The organism is Armatimonadota bacterium (assembly GCA_016869025.1).
GTDB lineage: Bacteria > Sysuimicrobiota > Sysuimicrobiia > Sysuimicrobiales > Humicultoraceae > VGFA01.
This window is the reverse complement of record VGFA01000013.1, coordinates 32544-53581: the sequence shown is the minus strand read 5'-3', so window position 1 is coordinate 53581 and position 21038 is coordinate 32544. Positions and strand designations below refer to the sequence as shown.

The following is a 21038-nucleotide window of genomic DNA, read 5'->3' as shown; positions in this document are numbered from 1 at the left end:
CGCGCCTGAAAGCGCCGGCTACGCTGTGTCGCCGAGGAGCCTGGCGTCCGCGCCCTCCGCGGAGAGCTCGATCCATGCCCCCGCGTTCCTGCCGTTGCCCATCGAGCAGTTGACGACCAGCGTTTCCTCCAGGCGCGCGACCCCGGGTGCTTCGTGGATGTGCCCGCATACCAGCACGCGTGGGCGGCATCGCGTCAGCAGCTCCAGCACGCTGCGCGATCCGGCGCGCGTGCGCAGGAAGGTCAGATCGAGGGTGCCGAGCGGAGGTTCGTGCGTAACCAGCACGTCGCAGGCGGTCCGCACGTTCGGCCCTCCGAAGGAGAGGCCCGCGATGACCGCGGGTTCCTCACCGGCGAGTCGGCCGTGACGCGTGACCTCGTCCACCGCACCCGGGCCGTCCATGTTGCCGGGTACGGCCAGAACCGGCACCGGAAGGGTGTGGAGCAGGGCGAGTACCTCAGCCCCCTGATCACCGTGAGTGAGGTCGCCTGACAACACCACGACATCAGGGGTGTGCGCAGATACCAGCGCGCGAACGCGGGTGACGCGTTCCATCCGCCCGTGGAGGTCGGCAAAGGCAAGAATCCGAATCGCCGGCATCAGCCACCATGATACCAAAACCACCACGATGCTAGAGCAAGAGAGTGGGAGGCAGTTGTAGAAATGTCGCCACGGGCCGCAATCTCGGGGCACGGCCTGGGGGGGTGCCGCCTGTGGGCAGGTTCGTCGTGGATCAGGACGGGCGCATAACGCTTCCCCCTGGCTATCAGGGGACCGAGGTTGTCCTGGAATCCCGCGAGGACGGCATATCTCTCTGGCAGGCCAGGCCGGACGCGCGCCGCATCCATCTCGAGGTGACGGGCCGCTGCAACCTGGACTGCGCCATCTGCATCCGCAGGGCATGGCGCGATCAGTCAGGGGAGATGGGTTCCGAGAACTTCGGCCTGGTCATGGAGCAACTGCGCGCCTTCCCTGACCTGCGGCGCATCACCTTCGGTGGCTTTGGGGAGCCGCTCCTGCACTCCCGGATCGTGGACATGGTCGCCCGCGCGGCTGCCACGGGAGCGGGCGTGACGCTGGCGACGAATGGACTGCTCCTCGACCGTCACACGGCCGAAGCCCTGCTGGAGGCCCGTCTCGATACCCTTGTGGTGTCCGTGGACACGGCGCACATCCAGGCATACGCGCGGGGAGGTGTGGCAGACGGCCTTGACAGGGTTCTGAGCAATGTGCGAGGCATGCGAGAGATGGCGTGGCAGCGCGGCTTCATGGGCCCCCGAATCGGCCTGGAGTTCGTGGCAACCCGCGGCAACGTGGAGGAACTGGGCCGGCTGCCCGAGCTGGCCAAGGACGTGGGCGCGTCCTTCGCCCTGGTTTCCAACCTGTTGCCCTACACCCAGGAGATGGCAGGCGAGATTCTGTACGACCGCGCGGAACCGCTGCCGGTGCCAGCGGGCTGGTCGGTGCGGTCGGCCGACTGGCTGGTGTGGGGGATCACCCGGCTTCCACGAATGGGTTGGGGCGCGGCCCGGCGCTGCCGCTTTGTCGAGGACCGGGCGCTGGTGATCGGGTGGGACGGCGGGGTGAGCCCCTGCTACGCCCTGATGCACTCCTACCCTTGCTACATCTATGGGAGGCGTAGAGAGGTCAGCCGCTACGTGCTCGGCCAGGTGGCCGAGCGGCCGCTCGCGGAGATCTGGGCCGCTGAAGAGTACGTGAGCTTTCGAGCAAAGGTACGCGAGTTCCGCTTCCCGTCCTGCGTGGACTGCGGAATGGCATGCGCATACGCCGCGAGCAACGAAGACTGCTGGGGCAACGCACCATCATGCGCCGACTGCCTGTGGGCGCAGGATATCCTGCGCTGTCCATAGCCGGGGGACCGCGGAAATCGCGATGATCCGCAGATGGTTGCCAGTGCTGCTCGTAATCGCCTTCGTGGCGGTGGTGGTGGGACGCCTCACCGAGATCGAGCACCTGTTGGAGGCGCTCCGGCAGGGTCAGTGGCAGTGGGTGCTGACCGCGGCCCTGCTGCAGGGTGCGTACTACGCCGCGTACGCCGCGCTCTTCCATGCCGCGTTCAAGGTAGTGGAGGTGGACGGGCGGTGGCGCGATCTCCTGCCGGTGTTGCTGGCCTCGCTGCTGATCAACACCCTGGCCCCCAGCGGCGGAACGGCCGGTTCCGCGCTCTTCGTGGACGACGCGGCCCGCCGCAGGCAGTCTCCGGCCCGTGCCCTGGCTGGCACCATGCTGGTGCGGGTGGCCGACGCGTGCGCCTTCACGGCCATCCTGGTCGTCGGGCTGGTCCACCTGTTCCTGCGGCACCATCTCGAGCCCTACGAGATCACCGGAGCCGCATTGCTGCTGCTGGGGACTGCCGGGCTTGCGGGCGTGCTGCTGCTGGGATTGTGGTGGCCGACGCAGTTGCGCCGCGGCCTGGGTTGGATCGAGCGCACCGGGGCCCGGCTGGGCGGCTGGCTCCGTCACCCGTCGCCGCTCCGGCCGGGTTGGGCCGAGCGGAACACCGATGAGTTCACCCGGGCCGGGGCCGCCATCGGCGCGCGCCCGCGGCGTCTGGGGCGGCCGCTCGGGATCGCGCTCGCCGCGCACCTGGTAGACCTGGTGAGTCTCTATGCCTTGTTCCTGGCGTTCCGACAGCCGATCGCACCCGGCGCGCTGGTAGCGGGCTATTCGATGGGCATCCTGTTCTGGAAGATGTCGCCGATCCCCGAAGGGGTCGGCGTCGTGGAAGGCATTATGATCCTGGTCTTCGTCTCGCTGGGCGTGCCGGCCCCGCAGGCCACGATCATCGCGCTGGCGTTCCGCGGCCTGACGTTCTGGCTGCCGATGGTGTTTGGCTTCTTCATGGTCCGGAGATTGAGACTGTTCAGCCAGGGAGGCCTGCGATGAGTGAAGGGTTTGCAAAGGTTCGCGCAGCGGTGGTACAGGCGTCGCCAGCGGTGATGGATCGGGAGGCGACGCTGGAGAAGGCCTCCCGCCTGATTGACGCGGCCGCGGCAGAGGGTGCGCGGTTGATCCTTTTCCCAGAGGCGTTCATCCCGGCTTACCCGTGGGGCCTTCGGTTCGGGACGCGCGTAGGTGGGCGTACGGCAGAGGGCAGGAAGGCGTGGGCGCGCTACTGGGCCAACGCCGTGGAGGTGCCGGGGCCGGCCACCGAGGCGATCGGGCAGGCGGCACGCCGGGCGCAGGCGTATGTGGGCATCGGCGTGATCGAGCGCGACCAGACCTACAGTCGAGGGACGGTATACTGCACCCTGCTGTACTTCGGTCCCGACGGCCGGCTGCTGGCCAAGCACCGAAAGCTCATGCCCACCGCCGCGGAGCGGTACATCTGGGGGGCGGGCGACGGCAGCACGCTGCCTGTTCTGGATACTCCCCACGGCCGGTTGGGTGGGCTCATCTGCTGGGAGAACTACATGCCGCTTGCGCGGATGAGCATGTACGCGAAGGGCGTGGAACTATATCTGGCGCCCACCGCCGACTCGCGCGACGCCTGGCAGGCCACGATCCGGCACATCGCGTGCGAGGGGCGGTGCTTCGTGTTGTCCTGCTGCCAGTTCGTGACCAGGGGGATGTACCCGGCCGATCTCGAGGTATCAGACGAACTGGTCGAACTGCCGGAGGTCCTTTCGCGCGGCGGCAGTGCCATCGTCGGTCCATTGGGAGAATACCTGGCAGGCCCTCTGTTTGGTAAGGAGGGCATCCTGACGGCCGACCTCGACATGGGGCAGGTCGTTCAGGGCAAGTTTGACTTCGACGTGACGGGACACTACGCGCGGCCCGACGTCTTCCGGCTGATGGTCAACGAGAGGCCGATGCCTCCGGTCCAGACCGCCAGTTGGTGCGGCGCTGCGGACCCCGAGCCGAACTCGGCCGCCGAGGAGGCGCATGGTTCGTGAGCGGCCGGACCGTCATCGTTACCGGCGCGTCGAGCGGGATCGGCGAGGCAACGGCCAGGGCATTCGGCCGCGCCGGAGACCGGGTCGTGTTGGTGGCGCGCAGGGCCGAGCGGTTGCGACAACTTGCCGCCGAGCTGGGCGATTGCCTCGTCGTGCCCGCCGACCTTACCCGGCGAGAGGACATTGCCCGGATCGTGGAAGCCGCGCTGGCGCGTTACGGGACGATTGACGTGCTGGTCAACAACGCCGGGCTGGGGCGCTACGACTGGCTGGAGCGCCTGCCCGAGGACGAGATCCACACCCAGATTGAGGTGAACCTGGTCGCGCCTATTCTTCTGACGCGTGCGGTGCTGCCGGTGATGCGGGCGCAGGGGCGCGGGGTCATCATCAATGTCGGCTCGGTGGCCGGGAAGATCGCTACCCCGACTACGACGATCTACAACGCGACGAAGTTCGGCCTGGAAGGGTTCAGCGAGGGGCTGCGCCGCGAGGTGCGGCCGAAGGGGATCCACGTCTGCGTGGTCGCCCCGGGGCCGGTTTCCGGCACCGAGTTCAGCGCGCATAGGAAGCCCACTCCCCTGGGGGTGACCGGGCCCAGGTGGCTGCGGACCAACACGGGGACGGTGGCCGAGGCAATCGTGGGGCTCGCCGACCGGCCCCGGCCTCGGCGCGTACTGCCCTGGCCCTACTGGGCCATGATCGCCCTCAACACCGCGCTGCCGTCGGTCGTGGATCGCCTGATCTTCCACATGATCCGCCGCAGGCAGGGGAACATTCCGCGCGGGCCGAGCGTAGACCAGGGAGAGCGTGGGAAGGAGTGATCGAGATGAACGTTCATCGTTGGCTTGCCGGCGCGCTGGTGGCGGTGTGGCTGCTCGCTTCCGCGGCAATCGCGACGGCCGAGCCCCAGGCCAGGCCGGAACCTCCGGTTGCGATTGGCAAGCCGAAGGCCGATGAAGTGCGGCGCCAGGGAGACGCCTATTGCTTTGACCGCGCCATGTCCCTCGGCAACGTCGTCGTTGCCGGAGGCCGATGCTACACCTTCTATCTCATGCGCACCTCAGGCGGCAGCTTCCTGGGGTTCGGTCCCCCTGGACCGCCGATGATCCCTCCGGGACAGCTCGTCCGAATGGGCACCCCTGCCGGGGCCAAGTTGAGGGGCCGGATGTTCTACACGGTTCCGTTGCCGAGGCCGCTCACGGGCATCCCAGTGGGAGCCATTCGCTTCACCAATGTGCGGATCGTTTGGGAATCCGGGCGGATCGTGATCTACGTCCCGGGAATCACGACAGAGGGAGATCAGCGAGAGATCGAGATGCCTTTCATGCAGCGCTAGCGCAGGTCGCGGCGCACAGGCCCAGGTCAACGTGGCGTCGGACCCCGAGGCACCGCGCGGTCAGCGTAGCGGCGGGATTTCTTCGAGGGCCTGCGGGTTCTCCAGCGAGGAGATATCACCTGGATCCTCGCCCAGGTAGCGAGCGCGGATCACCCGCCGCATGACCTTGGCATTGCGGGTCTTGGGTAGGTCCCGGACGAACCGTATGTCATCTGGGGCGAGTGCCTTGCCCAGGTGCGCCGCGGCAACCTGCTTCAGGTCCCGGCGCAGCTCCTCACCGGGCTCGTGTCCGGGTCGGAGCACCGCGAAGCACACGACCACCTCGCCCTTTATCTCGTGAGGCACGCCGATCGCCGCGGCCTCGGCCACCGCGGGGTGCGAGGTCAGCGCCGACTCGACCTCTGCCGGCCCGATCCGCTTGCCGGCAATGTTGAGGGTGTCGTCGCTGCGGCCCAGGATGTACCAGAAACCGTCCGCGTCCGCGCGCACCCAGTCGCCGTGCACCCATACTCCAGGCCAGCGGGACCAGTAGGTCTCAATGTAGCGCTCCGGGTCGCGCCAGAACCCCCGCGTCATGCCGGGCCACGGCTGAGTAAGCACCAGCTCGCCAACCGCCCCGCGCACCGGTCGGCCGTGCTCGTCGAAGACATCCGCGGCCATGCCTAGGATGGGTCCGGTGAACGCCGTGGGCGCCTGCGCGTGCAGCGGGTCGCAGCACAGGATCCCTCCTGATATCTCGGTGCCGCCCGAGTAGTTCATGATCGGGCACCGCCCTCCGCCGATGTGCTCGAAGTACCACTTCCAGGGCCCGGGGTTCCACGGCTCGCCTGTGCTGCCGAGGATCCGGAGACTGCCGAGGTCGTGGCGTCGCGGCAGTTCAGGGCCGTGGCGCATCAGCGCCCGGATCGCCGTTGGCGAGATGCCCAGCACCGTGACCCTCTGCCGTGCGACCATCTCCCAGAGGCGGTTCGGGCCAGGGTGGTCGGGCGTTCCGTCGTAGAGGAACATCGCTGCGCCCAGCCAGAGGGTGCCGATGATCAGCCAGGGCCCCATCATCCATCCGATGTCGGTGTACCAGAAGACACGGTCGGCGGGCCCGACGTCGAAGCAGTAAGCCATGTCCATGGCGGTCTTGAGCGGGAACCCCATGTGGACGTGCACTGTACCCTTGGGCCTGCCGGTCGTGCCCGACGTGTAGATGATCATGTAGGGGTCTTCCGGGTCCATGGCCTCGGCCGGCGCGTCTCCCTGGTGGTCGCGCACCACCTCGTGCCACCAGAGGTCGCGACCCTCGGTCCACGGCACCGGGGCTCCCAGGCGCCGGACCACGATCACGTGCCGGATGCCCGGGGCCAGTGCCGCTGCCGCGTCGGCCGTACGCTTCATCTCGACCGTCTGGCCGCGCCGCTGGAAGCCGTCGGCGGTGATCAGCAGCTTCGCCCCACAGTCGGCCAGCCGCGTGGCGACCGCCGGGGCCGCGAAGCCCGAGAAGATCGGGACGTAGATCGCGCCGATCCGCGACAGCGCCAGCGTCGCGACAACCACCTCAGGTACAAGCGGCATGAACACACCGGCCACGTCGCCCCGGCTGACCCCTAGTTCCCGCAGCGCCGACGCGAAGCGGCGCACCTCGCCGTGCAGCTCCGCGTAGGTGAGCGTGCGCGTGCTGCCGTCCTCGCCTTCCCAGATCACGGCCGTCCTGCCGCCCCTCCCGGCGTCTATGTGCCGGTCGAGCGCGTTGTCCACGAGGTTGGTGGCGCCGCCCGTGAACCAGCGCGCCCATTCGATTCCACGGGAGGTGTCCAGCACGCGGTCGAATGGCCGCAGCCACCGCAGCCCCAAATCCTCGACCACCGCGCCCCAGAACCAGGAGGGATCTTCGATCGAGCGGCGGTAGAGGGTGTCGTAGTCGCCCATCCCGTGGCGTTCGATGAACCGTTGTAGGCGGCTGGTTTGCGCTGATGCGGGGTCGGGGGTCCAGACGTATGACTCAGAAGATGCGTGCAACGTCGGATTCTCCTCCGTTAGAGGTGTCTTTGCCACAGTGTAGCGACGGAAGTCTTGACCGAACAGGAATTGCTCGCAAGGAGGGTTCTTGGGGATACCTGGCACCCCCGGGGGCTGACCGAATCAGCGATCCGTTGAATCATGTGCCTTCCGGGTCGAATCCGGCCGTCAACAGGCGATCGTATACTCGCCGCGCGTATTGCGCCTGCTTTTCAGATACCCTCCATGACCTTGACACATAGCGACCCATGCTGAAGAGCATGGCTCTCTCCCAAGGGCTTAGACAGTCGTGCAGCTTGGCCCAATGAGCCATGCCAAACCATATCTTGGGGGCGATGGACGAAACCCATTCGACAAGTCCATGTTCGCTCCGTGTCGTCATGGGCTCGCTTGCGCTGGGTTCTTTGGCTGACAACGGGGGGCGGATCAGGTCTGATGCAGCTGCAGGCGCACCCTCAATGTGCTCCACCCGCTTCTGCCTGTGCTCCTTCTTGCCTCTATCGCTAGGAGGCAGTGGCGCCTCCCATTGCAGTCCGGCTTGGAATTGCTCCTGGTTGCTCAGGAGCGACCTGATCTCAGGATCCTTCGCCCACTCTTCTCTGAGTTCGGCCGCGCGCGACTCAACGCGCCGGATCAAGGGATGATTCTCTGCGACATCAGGAACAGGCCTGGGGGCTTCCAGCTCGGGTGGGATTTCGCGGTCCCGCAATCGCTCGAAAACCGCCTCCATAGCTTCATCTGGAGCCCTGAAGAAGTGACTTCCACGCAGGCGAACGAAACGCCAGCCAAGCCGCTCCAGAATCGCCTGACGTTCCATATCCTCAGGGAGTTTCTCAATAGGATGGTATCTGTCACCATCACATTCAATCGCCAGACGGTTGCCCCCGCCTTCTACGACGATGTCGATCCGCAGACTGCCAGCAGGGTACTGCGGCCGCACGCGATAGCCAGCATTCATCAGTCTTCGAATTACGGACCTCTCGAACTCGGATTCGGCCCTTGCCTGGACCTCGTCGTGCATGTTGATGACTGCCGAGGGATCAATCGCATACTCAATCAACTGTTGCCGGAGATCGCCGGGCTTGAGATCCTTGCCGGGGTCGAGCGAGTGAATCACCCACATTTGGTCACGGGCGCGGCTCGCGGCCACGTTGAATCTCTGCTTGAACCGCTCGTCCTGTCGGAGCGGCAGGGGCCCGTCTTGAGGGGCGTCAACGACCGAAAGGAACATCACGTCCCTTTCGTCACCCTGGAACTGTGCTGCAGTTCCACACAGAACACGGCGCTTGCTGTAATGATCCGGCGGAACGAATCTTCTTAGGACGCGGTCGATCTCGCAAGCTTGCTCTTCGCCCAGGAGCGACACAACCCCGAAGGTCTTGCCTGCATATTCCCGCTGTTCCGTAGCCGCGACTAGGAGAGACGCTGTGGCGAACACTTCATCCCAATTGACCTTCCCTGTGGACCGAATCCCCTGAACTCGGTATGGGACAACGAAGGGCCTCAGATTGACAGTACTGGGATCGCGAAGCGGCTTGATCCTCCAGTCATAGGACAGCCAGTTGCTGAATTGGATGATCTCCGGTACACACCTGAAGTGCTCCTCGAGTACGATTGTGCCTCCAAAGGATTCCCTCGCAATGTCATAAATCGAACGGCGACCATCATACAGTATTGCGTTTGGGATTCCCTGAAGATACTCACGGATGAGGTTGTGCACCACATCGAGATCCTGGCCCACGGCCTCGGGACTGACCTGTTGGTGGTCGCCCACTATGACAACCCTGCGGGCAAGGTAGAAGGTGATTAGGGCCATGGCATCGCTTTGGCTCGCTTCGTCGATGATGACGACGTCGAACCGCGTCGTCCTTGGGTCGAAATGCTCCACAACCCTGGAGAATGGCATGATCCAGACTGGCACCGCAGCCCTTGATTCGGTCATCCGTTTGGCGGCCTCGGCGCGCAGCTGGGCGACCATTCTCCCGTAGCCCTTGCCGATTCGCCTCACGATGCCCAGCCACCCCATGAGCGCTTGTCGCTGTTGCAGCGTGGTCCGCCGGACTTGAGCGGCCCATGCCCGTCGGTCGATTAGCTCAACGGTGACCTTTCGAAGCGCCTCAGCGTGGCTCGATACGTCTTCTTGCAGCTTCTGGATCCTAGCTGATCCACGTCTTTCAAGCTCGTCATCCAGTTGCCGCCAGAGCCAAGCAGCTGCTGGGTCGCCTGGTAGCTCACCATTCCCATGAACGCTCTTTCGATTCCGTATAGCTTGAGCCCAAGAGGGCGCCCCGGCCTCTAAACGCTCAAGCAGCTCCCGCCGTCTCAGCAGGTCTTCTTGACGATGATGAAGATCCACAAGTCGGTCAAAGGCATGCCTGTACTCTCCCGCATCCAGCATCGAGACCGCTCGACGCAGATTGCTCACCACACCGCCGGTGAGACTGCTCGAAGAGACGAGCTCGAGATCGTGTCGCAGCGCCGAGAGGTGGCCTTCGACATTCCACAATCGGATCGAGTTGGCCCGTGCTTGGATGATCCTTGGGATGTGTTTAGTGACACCCTCTGCCATCCTGATGAGGTCACCGTGGGGGGATAGATTTGGTGGCTGTTCGTCGATGAAGGCGGTCCATCGGAATCCCCACCGCTCGAGATCCGAGACGACGCGATCGAGTTGCTGAGACCTCCAATCTAGCGAGGAACGTATTGTCTGCGCGAACTGGCTAGCGGCAAGCTCCGGTTCCGCACCCAGGGAGACCGATTGGGGGCCCCCGATGGCGGTTATCTGTCTTTCCCATCGTGTTGTTAGCTCTTTGCGGGAAATCTCAAGTGAGACGACGGCCTGTAGGGCTCTGAAATCCTCCGCATCGCTGGGGGGGTTCTGGTTCACGCGGGATTCGCTAATCAGCTTGCGCCAATCGGGCCGCGTGAGGAGCGCCAGAAGCCCCAGCTTGCGACGGTTACCTATATGACCAAGCACTTGAGCCACTAGTTCCTGTTGCTTGTCGAGCGGGATCTGACGCGACGGCTTTGGGTCGTACCGAATTAGGACCTCCTTCAGCTGTCCTGCTAGGTCTGAGACATCCCGTATCTTCGCGAGCAACTGTTCCCAGGGCTCTCGGTGGGTTTCGCCTCGCTGACCCGCTGCTAGCGCGGCGAGCCTCCAGGGTTCACTCTGGTTGATCGCTTGGATCGAGGCGAGGAGGCGCTGGCCAACCAGCTCGAGCTTCTCGGCGTCTCCTTGGGCAGGAGGATCCGCCCAGAGGTCATCCCTGAAGTTCCTTTCGGCACCCAAGATGTCACCACGTAGCCGGACCAGAGAGGCGAACTCTTCAGAAGTGAGGATCTCAACCGGGTTTGGAAGCGCGAGCGAGAGTTCCAGTTCATCTTCAGGAGTGAGACTCGCATTCGTCCGGTACAAATCGACAAGTTCGCCGTGCGAGAGTGGCAAGGGCAGGCCAGTTAGGATCGGGGAAGGAATCCAGCTATGTTCGGCACGCTCGCGGGCAACTTTCCGAGCGGCATCGGCGGGGGTGCAAGTCTCTTCGAGTATCACTATCTCTCTGTACTCGCTCGTGCGGGCCTCCAGCAGCGCTGCACGCACTTCTCTCAGCCTTGCGAGCAGATGCCCCCGTTCGGTTGCCAGCCTCTCTGCTTGCGCCTCAAGCTCGGCCGCGTTCGATTTGGAGAGCCGCTCGACTATCGCTTCGACTGACTGCTCCAGTTGCTTACGACTGTCGAGGTCACTTTCGAGAACACTGACACAAAGAGGCCGGAGAGCCTCAATGACGTGGCCGCGCAGAACTCGCAAGGCCTTTGTCGTATGAGCCGTGATCAAGACGCTCTGCCCCTGGGCAAGCAAGTGCCCCACCAAGTTCGCTATTGTGTGGGACTTGCCAGTTCCTGGCGGACCTTGGACGAGGACTGCTCCCTCACGATCGAGCCGCTCCGCTACCCTCGCTTGCTCAGTGTTCCAGGGTTTGGCAAAGAGAGTCTCCTCAGGTTCCCGTCCATGGGGTAAGGACGATCTGGACTCCTCTGACCCCCCTCGGGGCTGTTCGATGCCAACGACGCCTATGAGCGGTCCTTGAAGACTGCCGCGCTCGGCGAGGTCGGTGAGGACTCCTTCGATCGCGGCTGCGAATCCAAGCGTACGTTCTCGGAGAAATAGAACCGGACTACGACTAACGATGGGTTCATCACTTTCGGGCTTTGGCGAAGACTGATTATCGAACTGACCATGGGGCGAGAGGTGGAGGACAAACCGCCGCAGGAACCCGTCAGTGTCCGCCTCCCCCAGCGGATGATAGCCGCGCTTCTCGAGTTCCTCCCTCAGATGAGCGAACCCCCGAGCGTCAACTCCGGGTATCGCGCGCAGGAGTGCTGTATAAAGTTCAACCTGGTGCTCTGTCTCAATCACGGTGAACTCAGGGATGTCTGTGTCAAACTGCAGTTGCACCCGCTGAAGAAGAATAGGATGGAAGACCCCGCCGCTAGGCACGCGCCAACTGAGGATTCCGTCGCCGATCACTAGCTCAACCCGTTCACCCTCTCGATCCATTCGGCCGTAGGTCTCATACAACCGTTCAAATACGCGCATTGCTGCTCGAGCAGGGAGTTCATTTCGAGCCCATTCATCGCGTACGGTCGACCAGGATTGCAGATTTCTGACTTGTCCCGGATCGTCCTCGAACCTGACCAACCGTGATTCGCCTGAATCCTGACGTTCATTGGTCGTCTCCCTTACGCGCACGCTTTGCGATGGATCCTCCCACCCGCGCTCTAGCCACTGTGAGAGCCCGCCAGGCGGATTGGGAGCATGCGTCAGCGTCGGGCGCTTGACCTTGAGAATGAAATCCCCGACTTCTTTCGATTGGCCTGTAATTGGCCTCCCCGTTGCTTCACGTTGAGTGACCGTACGATCACCGATTCTGATCGCGGGATGATCTGGAAGGCCTTTGAACCAGAGGGCCCAGAGTTGCTCGCTAATCTGTCGCTTTGCAGGGTTGCGGTGTTGGTTAAGAGCCTCGAGATACCGGAATACCCGAGTGACACGGTCTCTTGCAATTCGCAGGGCCTCGTCCCTCGACTGCACCTAGGGTCCCTCCAGCATCCTGGCAGCGCGTTCTGCCACAGGTCTGGAAACGCTCCGAGCGCGCGAGAACACCAGACGAATTCCTCCCCGGCTGTGTTCGGTTTCACAATACCACGTTCCCGCGCGGAATCCCGCCTAGTCCGCGGTGGATTTCCCGCACAGCCCGGAGCCCGGTGCGATGGGGGCTGCGGGGCTTGCCCGCCGCTGCAGGGATTTCCGGGGCGGCCCCGAAACCCGCACCTTGTATTTCTCCAGTAGCCTGCAACACTGCTGCTTCGGGGTGTGAGCCGTGCCATGAAGGTCACCATTACCGTCAACGGGGTCACCGCCACCCACGACGTAGAGCCGCGGCTCCTGCTCGTGCAGTATTTGCGGGAGGTGCTGGGGCTGACCGGCACGCACATCGGGTGCGACACCACCAGTTGCGGGGCGTGCACGGTGATGCTCAACGGCCTGGCGGTGAAGTCGTGCACGGTGCTGACCGTGCAGGCCGACGGCGGGAAGATACTGACCGTTGAAGGCCTGGCCCAAGACGGTCGGCTCCATCCGATCCAGGAGGCCTTCTGGGAGGAGCACGCCCTCCAGTGCGGGTTCTGCACGCCGGGCATGCTGCTCACCGCGCTGCAGATCATCGAGCGCCATCCCGAACCCTCCGATGAGGAGATCCGGCGCGGGCTGGAAGGCAATCTGTGCAGGTGCACCGGATACCACAACATCGTGAACGCCGTGAAGTCCGCGGCGCGTGAGATGGCCGCTCAACCCCCCGGATAGCCCCAGCGAAGCAGGAGATCGGACCGGCACGGCGAACGGTGTGGCTAGGCCACATAGTTGAAGGGTGATTCACCTGCCAGATAACCGCCGCCCGGTCACCCATCCCAAGGGAGAGCGGGGACGGCGCACCAGGCAGCAACTCCTGGATGCCGCCGAGGCCGAGTTCGGCCAGCGGGGCTACTTCGCCACCTCGGTGGCGGACATCACGCGCCGCGCCCGGGTCGCGCTGGGAACCTTCTACGTCTATTTCCCGAGCAAGCAGGCGATTTTCGCCGAGCTGGTGCGGCACCTGAGCCGGGCCCTGCGCCACACAATCCAGCAGGAGGTGGCAGGGGCCGGAGATCGCCTGGCTGTGGAGCGCAAGGGCTTCGAAACCTTCCTCCGGTTCGTCGCCGCGCACCGCAACCTGTACCGCATAGTGCTGCAGGCCGAGTCCGTCAACCCCCAAGTCTACCGCTGGTACTACCGGCGCTTCGCGGAAGGATACATCCGGGGGCTGTCCGCGGCGATGGACGCCGGAGAGATCCGGCGCACCGATCCCGAGGCCCTGTCGTACTGCCTTATGGGCATCGGCAACTTCATTGGGATGCGCTACTCGCTTTGGAACAGGGCCGGCCTGCCGCGGCGCGCCCTGGAAAGCATGTTCGAGTTCATCGCCTCGGGCCTGGCGCCCGCAGCCGCGCTGGCTCCGAGGAGCGGAGGCCGGCGGTCGAGTCGCGGCGAGCGGCGACAGGGTGACGCGCGGCGGGCGGGCGGCCCATGATCCCATCGGTAGGAATCGTGGACCTGGCGGTCTACCTCCCAGAGCAGATCATGAGCGCCGAGGAAGTCGCCGGCAGGTCCGGCATACCCGCCGAGGTCGTGCGGGAGAAGTTCGGACTGCGGGGCAAGCACATCGCCGCCCCCGATGAGCACCTTTCACACCTGTGCATCGAGGCCGCGCGCCCCCTGCTCTCGGTGGTACCCGCCGAGGAAGTTGACGTCGTCATCTACTTTGGGAGCTACCATCGGGACTACTATGTATGGCCGGTGGCCCCGCGCATCCAGCACGCGCTGGGGCTGCGTCGGGCGCACGCCTTCGAGTTGATGAACACCAGCGCTGGCGGTCCCATCACCCTGAAGGTGGCGGCGGACATGCTGCGGGCCGATGCGACACTCCGGACGATCCTGGTAGTGGCCGGGTCCCGCGAGTCCTATCTGCTGGACTACCAGAACGCGCGCTCGCGATTCATGTTCAACTTCGGGGACGGCGCCGCGGCCGCGCTGCTACGGCGCGGCCACGCGAGCAACCGCATCCTGGGGGGCGCGTTTCTCACCGACGGCTCGTTCGCCATGGACGTCATGGTGCCGGCCGGCGGTTCGGTGCACCCCACGAGCCCCGAGACGGTCGCACGCGGCATGCACTCCTTTGATGTCCCGGACCCCGCAGGGATGAAGGCGCGCCTCGACCCGCTGACCATCACTAACTTCCTCCAGGTCATCCGCACCGCCTGCGAGCGCAGCGGGCATGACCCTGGCTCGATCGAATTCCTGGCCGTGCTGCACACCAAGCGGTCGCTCCACGACCACCTGCTTGCGGCGCTGGGACTTCGCGAGGACCAATCGGTCTACCTGGATACGACCGGGCACCTATCAGCGGCCGACCCCCTGGTGGCGCTGCACGAGGGCCGCCGCACCGGCCGGCTGCGCGACGGCATGCTGGCCGTGGCGGTCAGCGCCGGCACCGGCTACTCCTGGGGCGCGGTGGCCATCCAATGGGGTGATGGCTGATGCAGGGGATCTGGCACTGGCTCGACCGCCGGGACCTCATCACGCCGCGTCGCCAGGCCGTCGTGGACGGCGATCGGCGTCTCACCTATCGCGACCTGGCCGCGCGGGTGCGCGCTCTGGCCGCCGGGCTGCGTCGGCGCGGGATCGGCCGGGGCGACCGCGTCGCACTCCTCTCGTACAACCGGGTCGAGACCCTGGAGGTTCTGTTCGCCCTGGCACGCCTGGGCGCGATCATGGTGCCGCTCAACTGGCGGCTGACCCCGCCTGAGCTGGCCGTCCAGATTGCCGACAGCGCGCCGGATCTGATGATCGCCGACCCCGAGCACCGCGACCAGGCAGAAGCCGCTGCATCAGAGGCGCGGATGGCGCTGCCCATGGTCCTGATCGGGGATGAGTACGAGGAGGCCGTCCGCACCCCGCCGGGGAGCGATGCGGAGGGTGCCTTCGACGATCCCCTCATCATCATGTACACCTCAGGCACCACCGGCCGGCCCAAGGGCGCGGTGCTGGCCCAGGGCACGCAGTTCTGGAACAGCATCAACATCGGCACGGCGATCGGGCTCACCTACCGCGACGTTACCCTGACGGTCCTGCCGATGTTCCACATCGGCGGGCTGGGGCTCTACGCGCTGCCCACGCTCCATGTCGGCGGCCGGCTGGTCATACAGCGCACCTTCGACCCGGAGGAGACCTGCCGGCTGCTGCGGGCCGAAGGGGTGACCGCGATGTTCGGCGTGCCGGCTATCTACCAGGCGCTGCTGCAGACACCCGCCTTCGGGCAGGGCGACCACCATGGCGTCCGGTTCGGCGTCGGGGGCGCGCCCTGCCCGCTCCCGGTGATCGAGGAGTTCGAGCGGCGCGGCCTGCTTCTCCAGCAGGGCTTCGGGCTGACCGAGACAGCACCCACGGCCACGCTGCTGCCTCCGGAGGACGCGTTCCGCAAGAAGGGCTCGGTCGGTCCGCCGACCCTGCACGTAGAGGCGCGCGTAGTGGACGATGCCGGACGCGACCTCCCGCCGGGTGAGATCGGGGAAATCTGCCTGCGCGGACCCAACCTGTTCTCCGGCTACTGGGGGCTGCCCGAGGCCACCGCAGAGGTCTTTTCACCGCCGGAGCGGCCGGACGACCCTGCGGCGTCGGGCGGGGACTACCGTGGCTGGTGGTTCCACACCGGCGACCTGGGCTACGCCGCCGACGATGGTTTCCTGTACGTGGCCGACCGAAAGAAGGACATGATCATATCGGGCGGGGAGAACATCTACCCTGCAGAGGTGGAGCAGGTCCTCTACCAGCATCCGGCGGTTCTCGACGCTGCGGTGATCGGCATTCCCGACGCCCGCTGGGGCGAGGCGGCTATGGCGCTCGTGGTGCTCAAGCCCGGGGCCCAAACCGAGCCCGAGGGAATCATCGCCGCCTGCCAGGGCCGGCTTGCCAGGTACAAGATCCCCAGGCGGGTGGTGTTTGTCGAGACGCTGCCGCGCAACGCCGCGGGCAAGGTGCTCAAACGCGTGCTGCGCGAGACATACGGGAAGGCCGGGAAGGCCTAGGCCGATGCCGCAGGCGACAGTGGGCGCGATCACGCTCCACTACGAGCGGACAGGAGACGGGCCCGCCGTCGTGCTGGTGCCCGGGCTGGGCGGCGACCACCGCCTCTGGCATCACCAGATGCTGGCGCTGGCCGGGCGGTTCGACGTCATCGCGGTGGACAACCGCGGTGCCGGGCAGTCGGCGAAGCCGGACGAACCGTACTCGACCGCGATGTTCGCCGACGACCTGGCCGGATTACTGGACGCGCTGGAGATCGCGAGCGCGCACGTGGTCGGCGCCTCGATGGGCGGGTTCGTCGCCCAGGAGTTCGCCCTGCGACATCCGGACCGGCTGGACCGCCTGGTGCTCTGCTGCACGTCGCATGGCGGGCCCAGAAGCGTGCCGATTCCCCAGGAGGCCGTGGACATAATGGTCAATCGGACGGGCGACCCTCGGACCGACCTCCTGCGATCGCTCGAACTGATGACCGCCGAGGCGTACCGGGCGGCCTGCCCGGACGCGATCGAGGCACACATCGCATGGCGCCTGGAGCATCCCCAGCCGCTGTACGCCTATCACCGCCAGCTCGGCGCGGCCGCCGCGCACGACGCCGCGGACCGGCTGCGCGCGATCCGCGCGCCCACGCTCGTTTGCCACGGTACCGGAGACCGAGTCGTGCCGTCCGCGAACGCGGCGCTGCTGGCCGATGGTATCCCACATGCCCGCCTGCATCTCTTCGAGGGCTCGTCGCACCTCTTCTTCTGGGAGCAGGCGGCGGAGTTCAACCGGCTCGTGATCGAGTTCCTGGTCGAGGACGGCACCCATGGAGGTGGAGGATGAGAACGCTTGCGGTCGCATTCGTGGTGGTGGCCCTGCTGGCCATGGCAGGGACGGAAGGCATGGCGCAGCGTGAGCAGGTCCGGATCGGCATCTCGCTGCCGCTGACCGGTCCGGCCTCGGCCAGCGGAAAGGCGGCCGAGGCCGGCTACCGGCTGGCCCTGGACGAGATCAACAAGGCCGGCGGTGTGCTGGGCCGCCGGCTGCAGATCTTCATCGAGGACGACGGCAACCTGCCGGCCAAGGCGGTGCCGATCTTCACCAAGTTCGTTACTGTGGACCGGGTCCACGCGATCACCGGTATCTTCGGCAGCGCGGTGGGCGTCAGCATCGTCGGGCCGGCGAAGCTCCATGAACCGCTGATCGCGATGCTGGGCGCGGCCTCACCCCTGGTCGAACGCGGCTTCGAGGGCTACAAGTATCTCTTCCATTATCATCCGTGGGCGTACCACAACATGGAGGCGGTCTTCAGCTTCATGGAGTTCGTGCGGACCGGCACCGGAGCGTCCACCATTGCCATGCTCTACGAGGACGGCCCCTTCGGGTCGGCGGGCATCGGAGACACCCGCGCCGAGTTGATCAAGCGTGGGTTTGACGTGCCGTTCATGGAATCGTTCAAGAGCGGGTCGGGCGACTTCACCGCGCTGCTGTCGCGCGCGAAGCGCCATCCGGTGGACGTGCTGTTCTGGATCGGGTTCGACGCCGACGCGCTGCCGATCGCGGTGCAATCCCGCGAGGTCGGCTTCAAGCCGCGGCTGATCTTTGGAACGCCGGCATCTTGGCCGGTGGGCTACGAGGGCAATCCCGTAGCCCGTGACGTCGCCGGGATGGCCGGGTGGACGTCGGCCAGCCCGCTGCCCGCCTCCAAGGAGTTCGTCAAGAAGTACCAGGCCAAGTACGGGGGGCTGACCGAGGAGTACATGGCGCCGATGGGCTTCGTGACGCTCACGACCCTGGCAGCGGCGATGAACAAGGCCGGCACGACCGACCGTGACCGGGTCGCGGCCGAACTGGCCAGGACCGACGCGGATACGCCCCTTGGGAAACTGCGGTTCAAGCCCAGCCGGCTGAGTCCCAGCGTATACCAGGGGTTCGACTCAGACCTGTGGATGGTGTTCCAGTTCCGGGAAGGGCGGCGGGTGCCTGTATGGCCCAAGTCCATGGCCGCCGGCCCGCTGGCGTGGCGCTGGCGGTAGGAGTAGAGACCCCTGGCCGCCCGTCCGTGTACTGGCGGGCGGCCGGGACGGCGTGATGGAGCTCTTCCTTCAGACCCTGGCCAACGCGCTGATTCAGAGCGGGACCTACGCGCTGGCATCGGCCGGCCTGGCCCTGGCGGTCGGGGTGCTCCACATCGTGAACTTCGCCCACGGCGAGTTCCTGATGGTCGGCGCGTTTGTCGCCTACTGGCTGAGCGTGCTGGCCGGGATAGATCCCATCGCATCGCTGGTGCCTGCCGGCGCCGTCATGTTCGCGGCGAGCGGAGCGATCTACCATGCCAGCATCCGTCGCGTGCTGCTCGCCCCAGAGCTCAACGCCCTGCTGCTTACCTTCGGGATAGGCATCACGCTGCAGAACCTGGCGATCTTGGTGTTCGGCGCCACGCCCCGCGTGGTCCACACCGCCTACCAGCTCACCGTGGTGACGCTGGGCCCGGTCTCGGTGGGCGTAGCCCCGCTGGTCACGCTCGTCGTATCGGTCACGCTGCTGGCCGGCATGTACGCCGTCCTGTACCGGACCGGCGTCGGCAAGAGCATCCGCGCGGTGGCCCAGAACCGTACCGGTGCGCACCTGGTTGGCTTGGACGTGGACCGGATATACCTGCTGACCTTCGGCATCGCCTCGGCGCTGGCCGCGATCGCCGGCTCGATGGTCCTGGTGCGGATCGGCGCCAGCCCGCACATGGGATTCGGGTTCGTCCTCAAGGCGTTCGCGATCATAGTGATGGCGGGCCTGGGGAACCTGACCGGCGTGCTGTGGGCGTCGCTCGTCCTGGCGACGGCGGAGGCGTTCGTGCGCACATACGTCCCGGGCGGCGGCGGCGCGGCAGAGGCCGTCTTCTTCCTACTCATCTTCTTCACGCTGGTGTGGCGCTCATGGAGGACGGCATGAGGTGGGTCGGACCGACGGTGGTGGTGGCGGCGCTCCTGGTGCCGCTGATCCCGGCCGGCGGCTACCAGCAGTACGTGGTGCAGGTGGCCACGTTCGTCCTCATCAACGCGGCAGCGGCTCTGGCCTGGGACATCCAGGCCCGCACCGGGCAGCTCTCGCTGGCGCCGGCGGCGTTCTTCGGACTCGGCGCCTACGCGTACACGATGGCGGCGCTTCGCGGTGTCCCGCTGCCGGTGGCGTTCCTGCTGGGGCCGCTCGTGGCCGGGGCGGTCAGCTTGGGTTTGGGAGTCGTCACGCTGCGGCTGCACGGGCTGTACTTCGCCATCGCCACGCTGGCGTTTGCCGAAGTCGTCAAGGTGATCTTCAAAGAACTGCCGCTGGATCTCACCGGAGGTGCGGTGGGACTGACCGCGCCGCCTCTGCTGGGCGGGCACCAGACCGGGCTGTACTACCTGGGCCTTTGCGTCTTGCTGCTCGTGGTCGCCGCCAGCCTGGCGATCCGCCACAGCCGGCTCCACTACGCCTTCACCGCGATCCGCCAGGGCGAGCTGACCGCTCGGGTTCTCGGCGTGCCGGTGGTGCGGACCAAGCTCCTCGCATTCGCCCTGTCGGCGGCCCTGACAGGGATGGTGGGCGCCTACGCCACGAGTCGGCTGTTCTTCGTCATCCCAGAGGACACGTTCGGAATCGGGCTGTCGGTAACCGCGCTGGCGACCGCGATCTTCGGCGGAGTCTACACAACGGCAGGGCCTGTGCTCGGTGCTATCATCCTGCGCAGTCTTGAAGAGGGACTGCGGCTGGTGCTGCGTGAAGGGTACCTGGCGGTCTACGGGGTGATCCTGATGCTGGTCATCCTATACCTCCCGGGCGGACTGGTGAGCCTCTGGAATCGGCGGTCGCGCGATGCTGCTGGCGGCGACTAGCCTTTCCAAGCGATTCGGCGGCGTCGCCGCGGTGCGGCGCCTCGACTTCCACCTGGATCCAGGGGAGATCCTCGCCATCATCGGCCCCAACGGCGCCGGCAAGACGACCGTGTTGAACCTGCTGTCCGGCGTGTTCCCTGCCGACGAGGGCCGCGTCGTGCTCGACGGCGTAGACATCACACATCTTCCGGCCGAGGACCGCTGCCACCTCGGCCTGGGCCGCGCGTTCCAGGTCGTCCAGCCGTTTCCCGAGATGACGGTCCGCGACAACCTGATGGTCGGCGCGCTGTTCGGCAGCCGCCAGCGCTCGCTAGCCGAGGCGCGCAGGCGGACCGACGAAGTTCTCGCCCTCACGGGCCTTGCCGGCCGGGCCGCGATGCCGGCGCGTGACCTCACCCTGGCCTGGGAGAAGCGGGTGGAGATGGCCCGCGCGATCGCCACCTCGCCCCGAGTGCTGCTGCTCGACGAGGTCATGGCCGGGTTGCTGCCGCACGAGGCCGACGAGATGCTGGCCGTGGTCCGCTCGGTTCGGGAGAGCGGGGTCGCGGTGCTGTTCATCGAACACGTCATGCGGGTCGTTCGCGACCTGGCCGACCGCGTGATCGTCATGGACTTCGGCGAGAAGATCGCCGAGGGTAGCTATACGGACGTGACGGCCAACCCCATGGTCATCGAGGCGTACCTGGGTTCGGAGGAGGCCGGCGGTGCTTGAGGTGCGCGGCCTGCAGGCCGGGTACGGCAAGGTGCAG

Annotated in this window: 17 protein-coding genes; 14 read left to right on the top strand and 3 right to left on the bottom strand. The window is 66.0% G+C overall.

Annotation, left to right across the window (positions count from 1 at the left end):
- Positions 1 to 18 precede the first annotated feature (18 nt).
- Positions 19 to 903 (bottom strand): hypothetical protein, encoded by an 885-nt coding sequence (locus tag FJX73_08305; protein MBM3470776.1) that lies wholly within the window; start codon positions 901 to 903, stop codon positions 19 to 21.
- On the opposite strand from FJX73_08305, the gene FJX73_08300 reads away from it, so the two are divergent.
- Genes FJX73_08300 through FJX73_08280 form a run of 5 tightly spaced genes read left to right on the top strand, consistent with a single transcriptional unit; the run spans position 645 to position 5253 of the window.
- Positions 645 to 1871, top strand: a complete 1227-nt coding sequence (locus FJX73_08300) for a radical SAM protein (protein ID MBM3470775.1) — start codon at positions 645 to 647, stop codon at positions 1869 to 1871. The genes FJX73_08305 and FJX73_08300 overlap by 259 nt on opposite strands.
- Positions 1872 to 1893: 22 nt before the next feature.
- A complete protein-coding gene (locus FJX73_08295) occupies positions 1894 to 2907 on the top strand; it encodes a flippase-like domain-containing protein (protein ID MBM3470774.1) in 1014 nt (337 codons plus the stop codon).
- A complete protein-coding gene (locus FJX73_08290) occupies positions 2904 to 3917 on the top strand; it encodes a carbon-nitrogen hydrolase family protein (GenBank protein MBM3470773.1) in 1014 nt (337 codons plus the stop codon). The genes FJX73_08295 and FJX73_08290 overlap by 4 nt, the downstream gene beginning before the upstream one ends.
- On the top strand, positions 3914 to 4738 hold the full coding sequence (locus tag FJX73_08285; GenBank protein ID MBM3470772.1) for an SDR family oxidoreductase: 825 nt from the start codon (positions 3914 to 3916) through the stop codon (positions 4736 to 4738). The genes FJX73_08290 and FJX73_08285 overlap by 4 nt, the downstream gene beginning before the upstream one ends.
- Before the next feature lie 5 nt (positions 4739 to 4743).
- Entirely contained in the window at positions 4744 to 5253 is a 510-nt protein-coding gene (locus FJX73_08280; protein ID MBM3470771.1) for a hypothetical protein, read from the top strand.
- Positions 5254 to 5313: 60 nt separating this feature from the next.
- Here FJX73_08280 and FJX73_08275 read toward each other — a convergent pair whose 3' ends face one another.
- A complete protein-coding gene (locus FJX73_08275; protein MBM3470770.1) occupies positions 5314 to 7170 on the bottom strand; it encodes an acetate--CoA ligase in 1857 nt (618 codons plus the stop codon).
- 229 nt (positions 7171 to 7399) lie between these two features.
- Positions 7400 to 11857, bottom strand: a complete 4458-nt coding sequence (locus FJX73_08270) for a DUF559 domain-containing protein (GenBank protein ID MBM3470769.1) — start codon at positions 11855 to 11857, stop codon at positions 7400 to 7402.
- 789 nt (positions 11858 to 12646) lie between these two features.
- Between FJX73_08270 and FJX73_08265 the strand changes: the two genes are divergently transcribed.
- The 9 genes from FJX73_08265 to FJX73_08225 all read left to right on the top strand — a co-directional run bounded on the left by FJX73_08265 (position 12647) and on the right by FJX73_08225 (position 21001).
- The gene (locus tag FJX73_08265; GenBank protein MBM3470768.1) at positions 12647 to 13123 is read left to right on the top strand and encodes a (2Fe-2S)-binding protein; all 477 of its coding nucleotides are present in this window, start codon (positions 12647 to 12649) and stop codon (positions 13121 to 13123) included.
- 67 nt (positions 13124 to 13190) lie between these two features.
- Entirely contained in the window at positions 13191 to 13886 is a 696-nt protein-coding gene (locus FJX73_08260) for a TetR/AcrR family transcriptional regulator (GenBank protein MBM3470767.1), read from the top strand.
- Positions 13883 to 14893, top strand: a complete 1011-nt coding sequence (locus FJX73_08255) for a 3-oxoacyl-ACP synthase (protein MBM3470766.1) — start codon at positions 13883 to 13885, stop codon at positions 14891 to 14893. The genes FJX73_08260 and FJX73_08255 overlap by 4 nt, the downstream gene beginning before the upstream one ends.
- A complete protein-coding gene (locus FJX73_08250; GenBank protein ID MBM3470765.1) occupies positions 14893 to 16440 on the top strand; it encodes a long-chain fatty acid--CoA ligase in 1548 nt (515 codons plus the stop codon). The genes FJX73_08255 and FJX73_08250 overlap by 1 nt, the downstream gene beginning before the upstream one ends.
- A 4-nt stretch (positions 16441 to 16444) precedes the next feature.
- A complete protein-coding gene (locus FJX73_08245) occupies positions 16445 to 17260 on the top strand; it encodes an alpha/beta fold hydrolase (protein MBM3470764.1) in 816 nt (271 codons plus the stop codon).
- A gap of 41 nt (positions 17261 to 17301) precedes the next feature.
- The gene (locus tag FJX73_08240) at positions 17302 to 18453 is read left to right on the top strand and encodes an ABC transporter substrate-binding protein (GenBank protein ID MBM3470763.1); all 1152 of its coding nucleotides are present in this window, start codon (positions 17302 to 17304) and stop codon (positions 18451 to 18453) included.
- A 55-nt stretch (positions 18454 to 18508) separates the two neighbouring features.
- A complete protein-coding gene (locus tag FJX73_08235) occupies positions 18509 to 19366 on the top strand; it encodes a branched-chain amino acid ABC transporter permease (protein ID MBM3470762.1) in 858 nt (285 codons plus the stop codon).
- Positions 19363 to 20289, top strand: a complete 927-nt coding sequence (locus tag FJX73_08230; GenBank protein ID MBM3470761.1) for a branched-chain amino acid ABC transporter permease — start codon at positions 19363 to 19365, stop codon at positions 20287 to 20289. Before FJX73_08235 ends, FJX73_08230 begins: the two co-directional genes overlap by 4 nt.
- Positions 20270 to 21001 (top strand): ABC transporter ATP-binding protein, encoded by a 732-nt coding sequence (locus FJX73_08225; protein MBM3470760.1) that lies wholly within the window; start codon positions 20270 to 20272, stop codon positions 20999 to 21001. The genes FJX73_08230 and FJX73_08225 overlap by 20 nt, the downstream gene beginning before the upstream one ends.
- Positions 21002 to 21038: the final 37 nt, after the last annotated feature.

Bases quoted from the DNA above. Each gene is read 5' to 3' on its own strand.
- FJX73_08305 (MBM3470776.1), bottom strand. From the start codon at position 903: ATGCCCTGCGGATGCAGATGGCGCAGTCCAGGTTGCAGCGGCCCGTCA.
- FJX73_08280 (MBM3470771.1), top strand. From the start codon at position 4,744: ATGAACGTTCATCGTTGGCTTGCCGGCGCGCTGGTGGCGGTGTGGCTG.
- FJX73_08245 (MBM3470764.1), top strand. From the start codon at position 16,445: ATGCCGCAGGCGACAGTGGGCGCGATCACGCTCCACTACGAGCGGACA.
- FJX73_08240 (MBM3470763.1), top strand. From the start codon at position 17,302: ATGGCAGGGACGGAAGGCATGGCGCAGCGTGAGCAGGTCCGGATCGGC.
- FJX73_08255 (MBM3470766.1), top strand. From the start codon at position 13,883: ATGATCCCATCGGTAGGAATCGTGGACCTGGCGGTCTACCTCCCAGAG.
- FJX73_08295 (MBM3470774.1), top strand. From the start codon at position 1,894: ATGATCCGCAGATGGTTGCCAGTGCTGCTCGTAATCGCCTTCGTGGCG.
- FJX73_08265 (MBM3470768.1), top strand. From the start codon at position 12,647: ATGAAGGTCACCATTACCGTCAACGGGGTCACCGCCACCCACGACGTA.
- FJX73_08270 (MBM3470769.1), bottom strand. From the start codon at position 11,857: ATGCGCGTATTTGAACGGTTGTATGAGACCTACGGCCGAATGGATCGA.
- FJX73_08225 (MBM3470760.1), top strand. From the start codon at position 20,270: ATGCTGCTGGCGGCGACTAGCCTTTCCAAGCGATTCGGCGGCGTCGCC.
- FJX73_08290 (MBM3470773.1), top strand. From the start codon at position 2,904: ATGAGTGAAGGGTTTGCAAAGGTTCGCGCAGCGGTGGTACAGGCGTCG.
- FJX73_08230 (MBM3470761.1), top strand. From the start codon at position 19,363: ATGAGGTGGGTCGGACCGACGGTGGTGGTGGCGGCGCTCCTGGTGCCG.
- FJX73_08235 (MBM3470762.1), top strand. From the start codon at position 18,509: ATGGAGCTCTTCCTTCAGACCCTGGCCAACGCGCTGATTCAGAGCGGG.
- FJX73_08250 (MBM3470765.1), top strand. From the start codon at position 14,893: ATGCAGGGGATCTGGCACTGGCTCGACCGCCGGGACCTCATCACGCCG.
- FJX73_08275 (MBM3470770.1), bottom strand. From the start codon at position 7,170: ATGGGCGACTACGACACCCTCTACCGCCGCTCGATCGAAGATCCCTCC.